The 15199-nt window shown below is 72.7% G+C and carries 11 protein-coding genes; 1 reads left to right on the top strand and 10 read right to left on the bottom strand.

The genetic code is table 11. From position 1 onward, the window contains the following. Positions 1-19: 19 nt before the first annotated feature. From ACYQ78_RS07275 to ACYQ78_RS07255, 5 genes are all read right to left on the bottom strand, one after another. Positions 20-565: a DUF7158 domain-containing protein gene (locus ACYQ78_RS07275; RefSeq protein WP_459799947.1), complete on the bottom strand. Its 546-nt coding sequence runs from the start codon at positions 563-565 to the stop codon at positions 20-22. Next, entirely contained in the window at positions 562-4314 is a 3753-nt protein-coding gene (locus tag ACYQ78_RS07270) for a glycoside hydrolase family 38 N-terminal domain-containing protein (RefSeq protein ID WP_459799946.1), read from the bottom strand. Before ACYQ78_RS07270 ends, ACYQ78_RS07275 begins: the two co-directional genes overlap by 4 nt. 31 nt (positions 4315-4345) lie before the next feature. Further along, positions 4346-6655 (bottom strand): tetratricopeptide repeat protein, encoded by a 2310-nt coding sequence (locus tag ACYQ78_RS07265; RefSeq protein ID WP_459799945.1) that lies wholly within the window; start codon positions 6653-6655, stop codon positions 4346-4348. Further along, positions 6655-7080 (bottom strand): hypothetical protein, encoded by a 426-nt coding sequence (locus ACYQ78_RS07260; RefSeq protein ID WP_459799944.1) that lies wholly within the window; start codon positions 7078-7080, stop codon positions 6655-6657. The genes ACYQ78_RS07265 and ACYQ78_RS07260 overlap by 1 nt, the downstream gene beginning before the upstream one ends. Before the next feature lie 81 nt (positions 7081-7161). Next, positions 7162-7569 carry a PH domain-containing protein gene (locus ACYQ78_RS07255; RefSeq protein ID WP_459799943.1) on the bottom strand — a complete coding sequence of 136 codons (408 nt, stop codon included), beginning with the start codon at positions 7567-7569 and terminating at the stop codon, positions 7162-7164. 126 nt (positions 7570-7695) lie between these two features. On the opposite strand from ACYQ78_RS07255, the gene ACYQ78_RS07250 reads away from it, so the two are divergent. Further along, positions 7696-7827, top strand: a complete 132-nt coding sequence (locus tag ACYQ78_RS07250) for a hypothetical protein (RefSeq protein WP_459799942.1) — start codon at positions 7696-7698, stop codon at positions 7825-7827. Here the strand turns inward: ACYQ78_RS07250 and ACYQ78_RS07245 are convergent. The 5 genes from ACYQ78_RS07245 to ACYQ78_RS07225 all read right to left on the bottom strand — a co-directional run bounded on the left by ACYQ78_RS07245 (position 7824) and on the right by ACYQ78_RS07225 (position 15077). Next, positions 7824-8369 carry a MarR family winged helix-turn-helix transcriptional regulator gene (locus ACYQ78_RS07245; RefSeq protein ID WP_459799941.1) on the bottom strand — a complete coding sequence of 182 codons (546 nt, stop codon included), beginning with the start codon at positions 8367-8369 and terminating at the stop codon, positions 7824-7826. The two genes, ACYQ78_RS07250 and ACYQ78_RS07245, sit on opposite strands and share 4 nt — an antisense overlap. Continuing rightward, entirely contained in the window at positions 8360-9703 is a 1344-nt protein-coding gene (locus ACYQ78_RS07240; protein WP_459799940.1) for an MDR family MFS transporter, read from the bottom strand. Before ACYQ78_RS07240 ends, ACYQ78_RS07245 begins: the two co-directional genes overlap by 10 nt. Before the next feature lie 46 nt (positions 9704-9749). Continuing rightward, on the bottom strand, positions 9750-10382 hold the full coding sequence (locus ACYQ78_RS07235; protein ID WP_459799939.1) for a M15 family metallopeptidase: 633 nt from the start codon (positions 10380-10382) through the stop codon (positions 9750-9752). Between the two features lie 68 nt (positions 10383-10450). Then, positions 10451-12064: an FG-GAP repeat domain-containing protein gene (locus tag ACYQ78_RS07230; protein WP_459799938.1), complete on the bottom strand. Its 1614-nt coding sequence runs from the start codon at positions 12062-12064 to the stop codon at positions 10451-10453. A 94-nt stretch (positions 12065-12158) separates the two neighbouring features. Next, positions 12159-15077 (bottom strand): AfsR/SARP family transcriptional regulator, encoded by a 2919-nt coding sequence (locus ACYQ78_RS07225; RefSeq protein ID WP_459799937.1) that lies wholly within the window; start codon positions 15075-15077, stop codon positions 12159-12161. Between the last annotated feature and the right edge of the window lie 122 nt (positions 15078-15199).

Here is a 15199-nt window from a genome sequence, read left to right as displayed (position 1 = left end):
GAGTCATGAAATGCACGACTCAGTGACGGTGTGTCGCATCGGGCTGACGCGGGTCGCCCGGATGCTCGAAACCGGGCATCAGCGTCACCTTCTCCCGGTGCCGCGCCTCCAGCCACCGGGCGAACAGGGTTTCCTTTCTTGCCTGTACGAGCCGGGCTTCGATCTCCCCGCTCTCCTGGTCGAACGGGGCGGGGTGGCGGTCGCGGTTGCGGTCGTAGTAGGAGCGGATCTCGTCGGGCGGGACGGTTGCTTCGACGCGGGCGAACAGGGCCTGACCTGCGGGTGTGGCGAGGACCGAGGCGACCACTCCCCCGGTGCGCAGGGCGAGGGGGAGCGTGATCCGCCTCACCTGATCGCGGTGGCCGCCGACTCGCAGGTGCCCGAACTCTTGGGCGACCACGCGTTCCATCGTCATGAGCTGGACCAGCCAGCGGCGCAGGTTGCGGCCTTCCGGGGAAGAAGGGTGGGGCAGGCGGGGCGCGAGCGGGCCTTCGTACAGGTCCTGGAGGCGCTGGTCGACCTCGGCTACCGAGATGGTCTCGTCCCCTACCGTCGCGGCGATCATGGGAGGACCTCGATGGTGACCGGCTCGGTGTAGTGGACCTTGCCGGCGTAGGCGAGTTTGACCAGGGCCCACCAGGTCCCCGGCCGGTGGCCGCCGACGACGGGGAAGCGGAGTTCGGTGGTTCCCGGGGCCGCGCCGGTGTTCCACAGCGGGAGCAGGTCGTAGGTGTGCCACGGGCTGATCAGCTGGGCCTGCACCGGAACGTCGCAGGTCAGGGTGATCACGAGCTCTGAGCGTTCGCCCGCGCGAAGAGTCAGGTGCGGGGTCTCCGTCGTGGCTTCGATGGTGGCGTCGCCTAGGCGGTCTTCGAAGGTCTGGCCGTAGCACTTCAGGCTGACCGTGCTCCAGCCCTCGTTGGGCCAGGTCTCGAAGGAGCCGGGTCTCAGGACGAAGTCGCGGGTCTCGGTGCCGTCGAGGGTGATCGTGCCCGCGACCATGTCCTCCACCAGCGACGACGCGACCGTGACCGTCTCGGGGGTGATGTGCACGGCGAGCGGGAGGTTGCCGACGGGGGCGGGGCCGGTGTTGTGCAGCCAGTAGCGGGTGAAAACGGGCTGGAACGGCTCGGCGCCGGGGAGCGCGTCGCCGCCCTGGGCGTCCTTGGTGTAGGTCACCACGTCCATGCCGGTCACCGGGCGGTCGGGCTCGTCGCGTGTCTCCAGGAGGTCGGTGCGGCGCCATCCGGGCAGGTCGATCTGTGCGGTACGCCCATGCGGTTCGTACAGCCGCATCGTGATCCCGGCGAACTCGCTCGGCAGTCGTCCGGTCGCGAGGGGGTTGCCCGCCGGTTTGAGCGCGGTCAGCACGAGGCCCTCGGGTACCTCCAGGAGTGAGGCGGCGGCCGGTTCGCCCTGGACACCCTGGTCGACGGCGATCAGGGGGTGGTTCACGTCGTGGCCCTCGCGCACCAGGCCGGTCGCGCGCCAGTCGCCGAGGCCCGCCACCAGGGCGTATTCGAAGCTGTGGGTCCAGTGCTGGAGCTGGAAGTTGCTGCCGTCGGGGACGGTCCTGCGGGGTGGGTCGATCCAGATGCCGGAGGGCCAGCCCGTGCACGACCGGAGCAGCGAGAGGTTGAGGGCGCCGTTCGGTTCGACCGCGAAGCCGGGGATGCCCCGGTTGATCAGCCCGACCGTGTACGGCTCGTACGACTCCCCCTCGATCTCCACCACCGCGTCGGCCAGGTCGTCGATCAGGGCGTCGATGCCGTCGGCGCCGATCGACAGGACCGGGAGCGCATCGTCGGCGGTGAGGTCGGCGCTCGGGACCCACACCTCCGTGAGCGGCTTGGCGGCCGGATGCCACCCTTTCGGCCAGGGCGTCTCGCCGACGGCGATCCGGACGTCGGGCAGGTTGGAGTCGACCGCGAGGTTCCCGTAGCGGGGGCCGTCGGCGCGCGAGACCGTGGACGTGACCCCCTGCTTCACCAGCGCCACCGCGAGCGCCCGCAGTTGTGACGTCGTCACGTCGGGCCCGGCGACGATCTCGGCCACGCCGATCGGGCGGCCGCCGATGCGGCACGTCGTGGACAGCGCGAACCAGTGGTGGGCGGGGTTGTCGAGGGTCCACGGGTGGTCGGCGGTGTCGGCGTCGATGTGCGCGAAACCGCGTCCGACCACGGCGTTCCCGACCTCGCTGACCGGCAGGGCCCCGTCGGCCTCCACCGGCCAGCGGAGCCGGACGAGCTGGTCGGCCCCGTCGAAGTCGAGGTGGGTGACCAGGTCGACCCGCGACAGCCCGTGCCAGAGGGTGATCTCCTGGACGTACCTGACCGCCCCGAACGCCCCGCGCACCACCAGCCGTTCCCCGGCGGCCGACCGCTCGGCGACCACCTCGGCGGGGTGCGCCGACGACCCTTCCTTCGTCCCCTTGGGCACCAGGTGCCAGGACCCCTCGTGGAATTTCGGATGAGCCGGATATTCGTCGTGGACGACCAGCTCGTTGCCCACCTGCCCGGGTTGGAGCAGCTCCCTGCCGTCCACCTTCCAGCTCGTCACCCCGCCGCCCCGCGCGGGGTCGGCGGTGATGGCGTGCCCGGAGCCCGCGATGGTGGTGCCGCCGGAGGGCAGCCAGCCGGCGTTGTCGCCCGGGGTGAAGGAGAAGGTCCGGTAGCCGAGCGGCGGCACGTCCTCGGCCAGGAAGACCACATCGGCCTCGACGAGGAACCCGTCGTCGTCGAGCACCGCGTTCTCGACCAGCCCCGCCTCGGCGATCCCGCGCCAACCGGGTGGAGGCGAAAAACGTACACGAACAATATCGGTGCGCGCCCACGACGACGGGTTCCAGACCACCACCCCGCCCAGCCCCGCACCGAGCACCCGCAGGGCGCCGTCGAGGGTCTCCGTGCCGATCGTGTACGCCTCCCGCCACCCCGTCAGCAGATCGAGGTACACCTGATCCGACTCCGAACCGGTGATCGCGTCGTGGTGGGCGCCGTAGACGAGCTGCCGCCAGGCCTTGTCCATCAGCGCGAACGGATACGCCGCCCCCTTCGTCACCGACGCGAGCGTGGCGAACTTCTCGGCGTCGGCGACCAGCACCTCGGCCCGCCGCTGCACCTGCTTGGTGTCGATGAACGACACGTCCTTGCCGGTGTAGACGGGGTTCATGTCCCGCGTCTGCGGCAGGAACTCGGCACTCTCGGCCCGGACGGCGGCGAAGAACTCCCTCGGCAGCCCGCAGACGAAGCGCGGCGAGACGTAGCGGGCGTTCCACTCGCGCTGGATGTCCATGATCCACTTGTTGGGCGGCGTGTAGTCGGTGCCGACCGGCAGCAGCACGTTCCGCGTCGCCGCGACCTGCTTGAGCGCGAGGAACCACGTATAGACCTCGGCGGCGGCCTCGTCGACCGTCGTCGAGGAGTCCATCCACCAGCCCGCGCTGTAGTGGCCGGGCATGTAGTGCGTCAGCACGCCGTCGCCCGACGGGGCGACCCAGTCGAACTCGGCCGGGAACTGCATCCGCTTCGGGTCGCCGCCGCCCAGCATCGGCCCCCACTGGTGGAAGGGCCCGCGCGCCCACGAACTGGAGGTCAGCCCCGCGGCGGCGGCCAGGCCGGGGAACTGGGGGTCATGGCCGAAGGCGTCGAGCTGCCAGGCGGTGTGCGGGTCGCCGCCGAGGATGTCCCGCTGGAATCCGGTGCCGTGGACGAGGTTGCGGATCGTCGACTCGGCGCCCGTCAGGTTGGTGTTGGGCTCGTTGTAGGTGCCGCCCATGATCTCGACGCGGCCCTCGTCCATGAGCCTCTTCAGGTAGGCGCGGTGTTCGGGGTGGGCGTCCCAGAAGGGCTTGAGGTAGTCGACCTCGGCCAGCACGAACTTGTAGTCCGGTTCCCGGCGGGCCGTTTCCAGGTGCAGTTGGACGAGTTCGAACCCGGCGTGCTGGAAGGCCGAACGGCTGGCCTGGGCGGCCTCGCCCGCCGTGTCCCACGTGGTGGTGTAGGCGGCCTGGGTGTTCCACCAGACGGGGTCGTAGTGGAAATGCGAGACCATCCAGACGGTCCAGCCGGGCTCCGCGACCTCGAAGGTGCCCGGCAGGCTCTCGCCGCCGGCGGTCACGACGATGTGCGCGGTCTCGCCCGGGGCCTTCGCCGTCGTCACGGGGACCTCGACGACGCCCGATCCGGTCGCGGCGCCCGACGCGTCTCCGGTGATCACCACCTCGGCGGGCTCCTCGCCTTCGAGGGTCACCCGCACGATCTGGCGTGGGCCCTCGGCGAACAGTTCCGTACCGGCGATGTCGGAGATCCGCATGTGGCAATGATCACACAACGGGAGGTTCCGGTCAGGGGGCGTCGTCGCCGAGATCGGCGATCCTGGACCGGCAGAAGGTCGCCCAGCGCCACGTCCGGGACGTCTCGAAGTGCTCCAGCGCCGCCTCGTAGTCGCGGCGGGCGCTCTCCCGGTCTCCGCTCGCGTCGGCCAGCCGGGCCATGGCGAGGCGGGCGTAGCCCATGCCCTGTTCGTGGCCCATGGCCTCGTATTCCGCCAGGGCCCGCTCGTAGAGGCCCCACGGCGAGCCGCGGCCGGGGCCGTAGGCGGCGGTGTCGCCCAGCAGGAGGAGGGTGTGGGCCAGGCCGCGCCGGTTCCCGATCTCCTCGAAGATGACGCGGGCCTGGTCGTAGAGGTCGCCCGCGCGGTCGTACTCGCGCCGGGAGAACGCGCGGTCGGCCAGGCTCCTGATCGTGCTCGCCACGCCGTGGCGGTCGCCGATCTCCTCGTAGAGGGACCGGGCGAGCTCGTTCATCTCGTCGGCGATCTCCCGGTCGCCCCGGGAGTCGGCCAGGTCGCCGAATCCCTTGGCGACGTGGGCGAGCCCGCGGCGGTTGCCGGTCTCGCGGTAGATGCTCCTGGCCTCGTCGTAGCGGGCGAGCGCCTCGGCGTGGTCGCCCTGCCACGACGCGATGTCGGCCAGGCCCTTCACGGCGTGGGCCAGGCTCTCGCGGTTCCCCGTCTCCTCCAGCAGGACCCGGGCCTGGCCGTAGCGCTGGGCCGCCTGCTCGTAGTCGCCCCGGCCGGAGGCCACCTCGGCCAGGCCCAGCAGGGCGGCGGTCAGGCCCGACCGGTCGCCGATGTCGGCGTAGAGCACCCGGGCCCGGTCGTAGAACTCCACGGCCCGCGCGTCGTCGCCGCGCGCGGAGGCCATCGCGGCCAGACCGGCCGTCGCCTCGGCCTCGACCGGCACGTCCCCCCGCGCGAGGTCGAGGACCTCCCGGTAGAGCGCCTCGGCGCGGGCGTACTGGCCGTTGACCCGCAGCCAGCTCACCAGCGATCTCACCAGGCCGTGGAAGGCCGCGAACCGGCCGGAGCGGGCCACCTTCAGGGCCTCGCCGAGTTCGCCGTTGGCGGCCGTCAGCCATTCGCGGGCCGCCTCGAGGCGGGTGAAGCCGGCCGGGGCCGATCGGCCGTACAGGAGGAAATTGGCCGCTCCGCCGACGCGCGCCGTGAGGTGGGCGACCAGGCGGGTCCGGCCCTGCCGCCCGGCGCCCGCGTCGGTGTCCCGGGCGCGGGTGCATTCCAGGAACAGGTCGTGGAAGGTGTAGCGGCCCTGCGGAAGCCGGGAGAGCAGCGCCTTGGCCGCCAGGTCCTCCAGCCGGAAGGCGACGACGTAGTCGGGCGCCTCCGCCATCGCGCCGATCGAGGTCGCGTCGAAGTCGGGCCCCGGGTGACGGGCGCACCACAGCAGCGTCTCCCGCCGGTCGGGGTCCAGCGCCTCGAACGAGACCGCGAACGCGGCGTGGAGTTTCTGCCGCAGGTCGGGGAGGTGCTGGAACCGCTCCCTGCCCTGGGCGCGGGCCCCGCGCAACGCCCGCAGGACGAACTCCGGCGACTGCCGGGCCAGCAGCAGGCCGACCGGTTCCAGCGTCAGCGGCAGATGCCCGCACAGCAGGGCCATCTCGTGGAGGACCGCGTCGGCCACGGCCCGGCCGCCCCGCCGGCGGAGCAGGTCGACCGCGTCCGGCGGCGCCAGCGTGTCGAGCCTCATGTGGTCGGCGTCGAGCAGGTCGGACAGGTCGTCGCGGCTGGTGATCAGGGTGGCGCAGCCGGGGGCGTGCTGCGGGAGCAGCGGGCGGACCTGGTCGGCCGACCGCGCGTTGTCGAGGATCAGCAGGACCCGGCGCGAGGAGAGCCAGCCGCGCCACAGCCGCATCCGGGCGTCGGCCCCGGCGGGGATGTCGGCGCCCTGGTAGCCAGCCCACGACAGCAGCTCGGCCAGGATCGTCTCGGGGTCGGCGGGCCGCAGGCCCGGGGTGTGGCCGTAGAGGTCGACCTCGACCCAGGCGTCGGAGAAGTCGTCCTTGATCTCGGCCGCGACCGCGCGGGCCAGCGCCGTCTTGCCGATCCCGGCCATGCCGTGCAGCGCCGAGATCACGACGGGACGGCCCGCCTCGCGGTCGCCGCGGAGCCTGGCGACCAGATCGGCGATCTCGCGGTCGCGGCCCACCATCTCGGGCGGGGCGACCAGAGCGCGCTGCGCCGCCTCGGGGCGGGAGCCGTTCTGGAAGTAGATGTTCTGCACGCCCTGCCCGAGCACCGCCATCTGGGCGTGCCCGTGGGCGGAGGCGTGCACCTCACCCCCGCTGCCCCCGGTCATCAGCGGGGCGGCCCGAAGGTGTTGTGCTGCACGCCCTGCCCCTGCACGGCCTGCTGCGCCTGGTCGTGGGCGGTGGCGTTGACCTGGACCGCACCGGCCGCGCTCACCGGGGACTGCGCCCGCGCGAACTCCACCAGCTCACGCAGCGAGCCCTCGGCGTCGGGGTGGTCTTCGAGCAGGTCGCGGAGCCGGACGGTCCACGCCGCCTCCAGCGCCCCGGCCGTCTGCTCGCGGTCGTCCGCGGCCAGCAGCTCGGCGCGGGCCGATTCCAGGCGCTCTGCCTGCCGCTCGCCCGCCGTCTCGTCGCCGCGCCCGAGGAGCTTCGCGCACCGGGCCTTCACGTCTTCCCACGCGTCGGTCGCCATGGCCGTCACGACGGCGCTCCCGGCCGTGGCGGCCAGCGCCGTGAGGGTCTCCGCCAGCATCCTGGGGTCCTTCCGTAGGGGGATGCCTCCGGCATACCTCACCGGCGCGCGGACCGTGGGCGATCACCGACAATCCGTGACTTACGGTCGCATTCTGATGAGGGTTTCGGCCACCGGAACCACCGGCTCGCCGAGGTCGAACTGACTGAACAGGTGGACGTCGTCGCCGGTGTCGATCTCCAGGAGGGCCGACCGCAGGCCGTAGCGGGCGCGTTCGTCGACCCGGATGCGTTCGATCTCGCCCCAGGTGATGCGGCGGCGCCCGGCGAAGCCCGCCACGACGATGAGACCACTGGGGTCGGCGACCAGGCGTACCCGGGCGAGCAGGTCACGCGCGGTGAAGGCGGCCAGCACGATCGCGGCGACCGTCACCAGGATCACCAGCCGGTAGTCGCCGGCGAGCCAGCCGTAGACGATCAGGAGCAGACAGATCAGGGTCCCGGCGGCCTTTCCGGCCACGATTTTGGTGGGGACCTGCCAGACGTTCATCCCCGCAGGTTACTGCGGCGTGAGACTTTACCCGCCCGAGGTGCGAACCGGGATATACAGGGAAGTGAGGCTTGAATGGCGCGCCGCTTGGGCGTGCGACTCGATATTCCGCCCGCCGGAGGCACCATGAGCAGGCAGATCGCCAGCGCGTACCAGCAGGTGACAGTCGCGGAGCTCGAAGCCCGGGTCAGGGGGCTGGAGAACCAGGTCGCCCACCTCACCGAAATGCTGGAGGCGCTGACCGAGGAGGATGATTAGAGGGATTTCGCCCCGGTGTCGTCGCCGACGGTCTCGGCGGCCAGGCGGGTGAGCAGGGCGGTCAGTTCGGGGTTGCTGTCGGGGTTCCAGCCGTCGAGGTGCCGGGCGAGCGCGGCCCTGCGGACGCCGACGAGCCGCCGCGCGGCCCTCCGGCCCGCCTCGGTGATCGTCAGGGTGTCGCCGGAGCGTTCGATCAGGCCCCGGTCGACCAGCGGTTGCGTGTACGGCGTGCCTCCGTCGACCGGCACGCCCGCGCGTTCGGCCAGGGTCCGGCGGGAGACCCGGCCGTCGCGCGCGACGCGGCAGAGCACCCAGGCGGTTCCGGCGGAGAAGTCGTATCCGGCCCGGTGGGCCAGGTCGGTGTAGAGGTCGCGGGCGCAGGGGTCGCGGCGCATCAGCAGCGTCAGCGCGCGCTCCATCTCGGCCTGCGAGGAGTCGGCGGAGTTCGGGTGGGGGCTGAACTCGGTCGCGGTGGCGCCGGTGGTCGCACGGAGCGGGACCTCCTTGAGGAACAGCGACAGCGCGAAGCCGATCAGGGCCACGGCGCGGCCCAGGTGAAGATGGCGGCGATCGACTCGGCGTAGCCGTGCGGACCCGCGGCGGTGCCGCCGTGGGCGGCCAGTTCCCCGGCGAAGATCGAGCCGAAGACCGAGACGCCGAACGACCCGCCGATCGAGCGGAAGAAGGTCGCCGTCGAGGTGGCCACGCCCAGGTCCGCGTAGTCGACCGCGTTCTGGACGGCGATCACCAGCACCTGCATGACCAGCCCGATGCCGACGCCGAGCGTGAAGAGGTAGGTCCCGACCAGCCACATCGACGTGGTCTCGTCGAGGGTGCGCAGCAGCAGCATCGCCACCGTCATGATCGCCATGCCCGCGATCGGGAAGCGGCGGTAGCGGCCGGTCCGGCTGATCACCCGCCCGGTGGTGATGGACGTCGCCAGCAGGCCCCCCATCATCGGCAGCAGGTACACCCCCGACAGGGTCGGCGACACCCCGTGCGCCACCTGGAGGAACAGCGGCAGGTAGGCCAGCCCGCCCAGCATCGCGAAGCCCACGACGAAGCCCATCGCCGACGTCACGGCGACCACCGGCAGCCGGAACAGGCGCAGCGGCAGGATCGGCTCCGCCGCCCGGCGCTCGGCCACGACGAACAGGGCCCCGAAGACGACCGCCGCCAGGGCCAGCAGGAGCACGGGGGGTGAGCTCCACTCGTACACGGTTCCGCCCCAGGTCGTGACCAGCACCAGGCAGCCGACCGCGACCGTGAGCAGGACCGCGCCGAGGTAGTCGATCACGTGGCGGGTCCGGCCGGGCCTGGCGGGCAGGGTCATCGCGACCGCGACCAGGGCGGCCACCCCGATCGGGAGGTTGACGTAGAAGACCCAGCGCCAGCTCAGATGGTCGACGAACAGCCCGCCCGCCAGCGGCCCGACCACGCTGGCCACGGCGAACACGCCGCCGAAGTAGCCCTGGTAGCGCCCGCGTTCCCGGGGCGGGACGACGTCGCCGACGATCGCCATCGCCAGGACGATCAGCCCGCCGCCCCCGAGCCCCTGGAGCGCCCGGAAGGCGATCAGTTCGGTCATGTTCCCCGCCAGGCCGCACAGCGCCGAACCGGCCAGGAAGATCACGATGGCGGCCTGGAAGAGGGGTTTGCGGCCGTACTGGTCGCCGAGCTTGCCCCAGAGCGGGGTGGAGACGGTCGAGGCCAGCAGGTACGCCGTCACCACCCACGACAGGTGGTCGAGCCCGCCGAACTCCCGCACGATGGTGGGCAGCGCGGTCGAGACGATGGTCTGGTCGAGCGCCGCGAGCAGCAGCGACAGCATCAGCGCGCCGATGACGACCCAGATGTCCCGCCGCTGTTCCTCCATGCTGCCGACCTCCCCGGGCGGGGGTCCGGGCAAGCTCAACCGGGTGTCAACTCGGGACGGGTCCGTAGCGGGCGTGCTCCGTTCCCGTCACGCAGGCCCAGTAGCGGTCGCCGTGCGACCAGTGCCACCACTCCGTCGGGTAGTTGACGAACCCGGCCGCCGTCAGCGCCGACGTCAGCACCCCCCGGAGCCGCGCCGCCTCCTCATGGAGGCCGGTGCTCGCGGTGTGGCAGTCCTCGGTGTCGGTGTCGTTGACCTCGGTGCCGAGCCAGAGTTCCCGGCCGTCGACGTCGCAGAGGGTCAGGTCGACGGCCGCGCCCGCCACGTGGGGGGCCACCTCCGGCGGGGAGATGTAACGGGCGGCCCGCTCGTGATACCAGTGCTCGTCCTCCCCCGGATGGGCGGCGCGGAGGCGGTCGACGTGGGCGTCGAAGTAGCGGGTCTGGAGCTCGACGGGCCGGAAGCCCTCGACGACGAGGAAGAACAGGCCGGGTGGGAGGAACGTCTGGGCGCTCACCAGCCGGTCGACCACGCCGTGGCGCAGGTGGGCGTGGCCGGGGCCGGTCCCGGCCATCCGGGGGTCGACCCGCAGGGCCGGGACGGTGCGCAGATCGATCAGCGGTTCGCCCGACTCCCGGACAGGGGTCCGGGCGACGACGGGGTCGGAGAGAAGGAGCATGGGTCGTCCTTTCGATACGCGGGCAGCCGCCCGGTCGGGGTGACCGGGCGGCTGAGGTGGCCGGGGGGTTACTGGGCGGTGGGGAGGTGGCCGAGGGTCGACCAGGCGGTGCCGAGGCCGGTGAAGGGCGCGAAGACCGGGCGGCCTCCGGCCGGGGAGTTGCGCCAGGCGAGCATCTGGTCGGTGCCGTTCAGGCCGAGCAGGTCGGTTCTGCCGTCGGCGTCGTAGTCGGCGACGAGGAACTCGGTGACCGTCCGCCAGCCGGTCGACACCTGGAAGCTCGCGCCCCGCGACGGGTTCCCGGCGGTCGAGGTGTTGGGCACGACCCAGAACGCGTCGGCGCTCCCGGCGTCGAACCCGGCGAGGTCGACCTTGCCGTCACCGGTGAAGTCGCCGATCACGAGCTTGGTCAGGGTCGACCAGGCGGAGCCGAGGTCGGCGTAGGGGGCGAACGACGGCGTGTTGTTCGTGGCGGTGTTGCGCCAGGCGAGCATCTGGTCGGTGCCGTTGAGGCCCAGCAGGTCGGTCTTCCCGTCGGCGTCGTAGTCGGCGACCCAGAAGCGGGTCACGGTCTTCCAGCCCGAGGAGACCTGGATGCTGCCGCCCCGCGACGGGTTCCCGGGCGAGGAGGTGTTCGGGACGACCCAGAACGTGTCGGCGAGGCCGGAGTCGAAGCCCGCGATGTCGACCCTGCCGTCACCGGTGAAGTCGGCGATGACGAGCTTGGTGAGGGTCGACCAGTTCGTCCCGAGACCGACGTAACCGGCCAGCGACGGCGCGCCCGGAGTGCTGGTGTTCCGCCAGACGAGCATCTGGTCGGTGCCGTTCAGGCCCAGCAGGTCGGTCCTGCCGTCGCCGTCGTAGTCGGCCAGCCAGTACCTCGTGACCGTCTTCCAGCCGGTCGACAGCCTCGTGCTGCCGCCCCGGGACGGGGAGCCGGGAGTGCTGGTGTTCGGGATGAACCACAGGTCGTCGCCCGAGGTGCCGAGGCCGAGGAAGTCGGGCTTCCCGTCGCCGTCGAAGTCGACCAGGCGCCGGGCCTGCGGGTCGACCACGGGCCGCGACGGGGTGACCGTGTCGTCGACGATGTTGTTGTAGCGGATCGGCCGGTAGTTCGCCGTCATGCTCGACCACGACTCGTCGCCGACCCGGCCCCGCGAGTTGGGGGTGGGGCCCTTGGCCCAGTCGTCGCGCCAGCCGTCGCCGTCGGGGTCGGCGCCGCCGTTCAGCGAGTAGGTCCAGGCGCCCTTGGTGTGGTCGCCGGTGTCCTTCCAGCGGGCGAACAGCTCGATGTGGCCGTCGGTGAGGATGGCGTCGCCGGGCTTGAGGTCGTGCAGGCTGGCGAGGAAGTGCTTGCCGCCCCAGGTCTCGAAGTCGTCGGTGCTGTTGCCGCCCTTGCCCGAGTTGGCGGTGATGTGCCAGGCCATCGAGACCAGGCCGGAGCAGTCGGGGCCGTAGCGGTGGCCGCCGTCGGCGTCGGTGGTCAGGCTGCTCTGCACTCGGGTCAGGTTGTAGCGGACCTGCCGGTCGACCCAGTTCTGGGCGCGGGCGAGCACCTCCGACCGGGTGATCTGGCCGCCGGCGGCCGAGTCGGCGTGCGCCGGGGCGGTGGTCAGGGTGAGTCCGGTGAGGCCCATCGCCAGGGCGGCCAGGACGCCGAGTGAGCGGGAGAGAACGCGCATTTTCGTGATGCCCTTCCAGGTGGTGCCGGGGTGACATCTGGAAGGTTCGGCCGGCCCGCTGGAACTTCGATGGAAGGGCGCGGACCGGCCGGTTTCAGCGGTTCATCTCCCCGAATTCCCGCGCGCCCTGGTCGCGGAAGACCTTCAGGGCCCGGTCGCGGGTCAGGCGGGCGGCGTCGTGGTCGCCTCTGGCGTCGTGCAGCAGGGCCAGGTCCCTTTCTGTACGCGCTCTCCAGACCAGCACGTCGAGTTCGTCCCAGACCTGGAGGGCGGTGGTCAGGCAGGCCTCGGCGTCGTCGAGCCGTCCGGCGGCCAGGTGGAGTTCGCCGAGGGTGCGCAGGGTGGCGGCCAGGCCCCAGCGGTCGCCCATGGCCTGGCAGACCGCGAGGGCCTCCTCCAGGGCGGGCAGCGCCGTGCCGAGGCGGCCCAGGCGGAGTTCGGCCTTGGCGCGGGCGCGCACCGAGTAGGCCTCCATGAGGGGGTCGCCGAGGCGGGCGAAGATCACCCGGGCGGCCTCCGCCGTCTCCACGGCCTGTTCGTGGTCGCCGGTGGCGCGGTGGTGCAGGCTGATCGTGCGCAGGGTCAGGGCCTCGCCTCTGAGGGTGCCGGCCTCGCGGTGGCCGTACAGACACGCCTGGAGGCCCGCCCACGCGGCGGGGAAGTCGCCGCGTTCGAGCCGCACGGAGGCGGCGAGGCGGAGCGGATGGAGGGCGGCGGGGTCGTCGCCGAGCAGGCCGCGGGCGGCGTCGAGGAAGTGCAGCGCCTCCACCAGGCGGCCGGTCTCCCGGCAGATCACGCCGAGCGTGGCCAGCGCGACCGCCTGCCCGCGCGGGTCGCCGAGGTCGCGGAAGCCGGCGAGCGCCTCGTCGAGCACCTGCCGGGCCTCGGCGAAGCGGTCCTGGTCGTAGCGGAGGCGGCCGAGCTCGGCCAGCATCGTCGCGACGCCGTGGGGGTCCCCGGCCTGCCGGGCGGCGGACAGGGCGGCCTGGGTGATGCGCTCGCGGGAGACGAACCGGTTGACGCCGAGGAACGAGGGCCCGAGGCGGGCGGAGGCGAACGCGCAGACGAGCTCGTGCAGGCCGAGCGCGGCGGCCCGTTCGAGACCGGTGACCAGGGCGGTCTGCTCGAAGTCGAACCAGTCGTGCGGCGCGGACACCACCTGCGCGACCAGCTCCGCTGAGACCGGCACGTCCGGGCCGGGGGTGGACGGGCGGGCGATCTCGTCGGAGGCGACGTGACGGGCGAGGGTCAGCCAGCCGCCGAGCACCCGGCCGACGGCCGCCTTCAGCTCCTCCCCCGGCTCCTCGGCCTCGGCGCGTTCCCGGCCGTAGATGCGGACCAGGTCGTGGACGCGGTAGCGCGGCGTGCCGAGGCCGTCGACGCGGGCGAAGTCGACGAGCTGGGCGTCGACGAGGCGTTCGACGGTGTCCTCGGCGGCCCGGCCGTCCTCGCCGGTGAGCCAGGCGACGACCCAGGGGGCGAACTCGGGGGTGCCGAGGTGGCCGAGCCCGCGCAGCGCCCGCCGGGCGGCCGGGTCGAGCGCCCGGTAGCTGAGCTCGAACCCGGCGCGCACCTCCAGGTCGGCGATGGCCAGTTCGTCGAGGCGGCGGCGTTCGTCGGCGAGCCGGTCGGCCAGCAGCCGCAGCGGCCAGCGCCGCCGGGTGGCCAGCCGCGCCCCGGCGATGCGCAGCGCCAGCGGCAGCCGCCCGCAGAGCTCGGCGATCTCACGCGCGACCGGTTCCTCGGCCGCGACCCGTCCGGCGCCGACGATGCGGTCGAGCAGCTCGACCGCCTCGCCCGGCTCCAGCACGTCGAGATCGGTCCGCCCGACGCCGCTCAGCCCGCCCAGCCGGTTCCTGGACGTGATCAGCACCCCGCTCGCCCCTCCCGGCAGCAGCGGGCGGACCTGCCGTTCGTCGGCGGCGTCGTCGAGCAGCACCAGCATCCGCCGCCCGGCCGCCAGCCGCCGGAACAGCTCGGCCCGCTCCCCCGGGCCCTCCGGCACCGGCTCGGCGCCCAGCGCCTTCAGGAACAGGCCGAGCACCTCGCCGGGGTCGGCCGGGGTGTCTCCCAGCCCGCGCAGGTCGGCGTGGAGCAAGCCGTCGGGGAACGCCCCCGCGGCCCGGTGGGCGACGTGGGCGGCCAGCGCCGACTTGCCGCTCCCGCCGCGCCCCGCGATCACCTGGACGGTTCCGGTGCCGAGAACGGCGACCAGTCCTTCGGTCTCGGCGTGGCGGCCGGTGAAGTCGGCCGGGGCGGGCGGCACCTGTGCCGGGACCACCCGGGGAGGCTCTCCGCCCTGGAGCCGGGGGTCGCCGCGCAGGATCGCGTGGTGCAGTTCGGTGAGCTCGGGGCCCGGGTCGACGCCGAGTTCCTCGGCGAGCACGTCGCGGCCCTCGCGGAAGACCGCCAGCGCGTCCGACTGGCGGCCGAGCCGGTAGAGGGCGGTCATGTACTGCGCCCGCAGCCGCTCGTTGGCCGGATGGCTGCCGACCAGCGCGGCCAGATCGGAGACCAGGCGGCCGTGCTGGCCGAGGGCGAGCCCGGCGGCCATCCGGTCTTCCGTGGCGGTCAGCCGGAGCTCGTTGAGCCGGGCGGCCTCCCCCGCCAGCAGGGTCTCCTCCAGGCCCACGAGCGCGGGGCCGCGCCACAGAGCTAGGGCGGCGTCGAGCAGCCCGGCCGCCTCCTGCGGCGTCGCCGCCGCCCGCGAGCGGGTGACCAGGTCGTGGAAGCGGGCGGTGTCGAGCGAGCCGTCGGGGACCAGCGCGAGGTAGCCGGGGGTGCGGGTGACGATGACCTCTTCTGAGCCCTGCCGGGAGAGGGAGCGCCGGAGGGTCTTGACGTAGGTCTGAAGGGTGGCGTGGGCGCTGTTGGGCGGATCGTCGGGCCAGACGACGTCGATGAGCCGGGTGGTCGGCACGACGTGGCCGTTTTCCAGCAGCAGCGCGGCGAGCGGGGTCCGGGGTTCGGCCCCGCCGAGGGGGACGGCCGCGCCGTGCGTCAGAACTTCCACGGGGCCGAGCAGGCGAAACTCCACGGCGCTGATTTACGGCCACACCTGTATAGGGCGAATATAGGACGAAACAATGGCGATTAAGTGCATGGCCAGATTATCGACGCGATTAGACAATGCCA

Source organism: Herbidospora sp. RD11066 (assembly GCF_054661255.1).
Note: the sequence above shows the minus strand (reverse complement) of the source record. Positions and strands in the feature narration are given on the sequence as shown.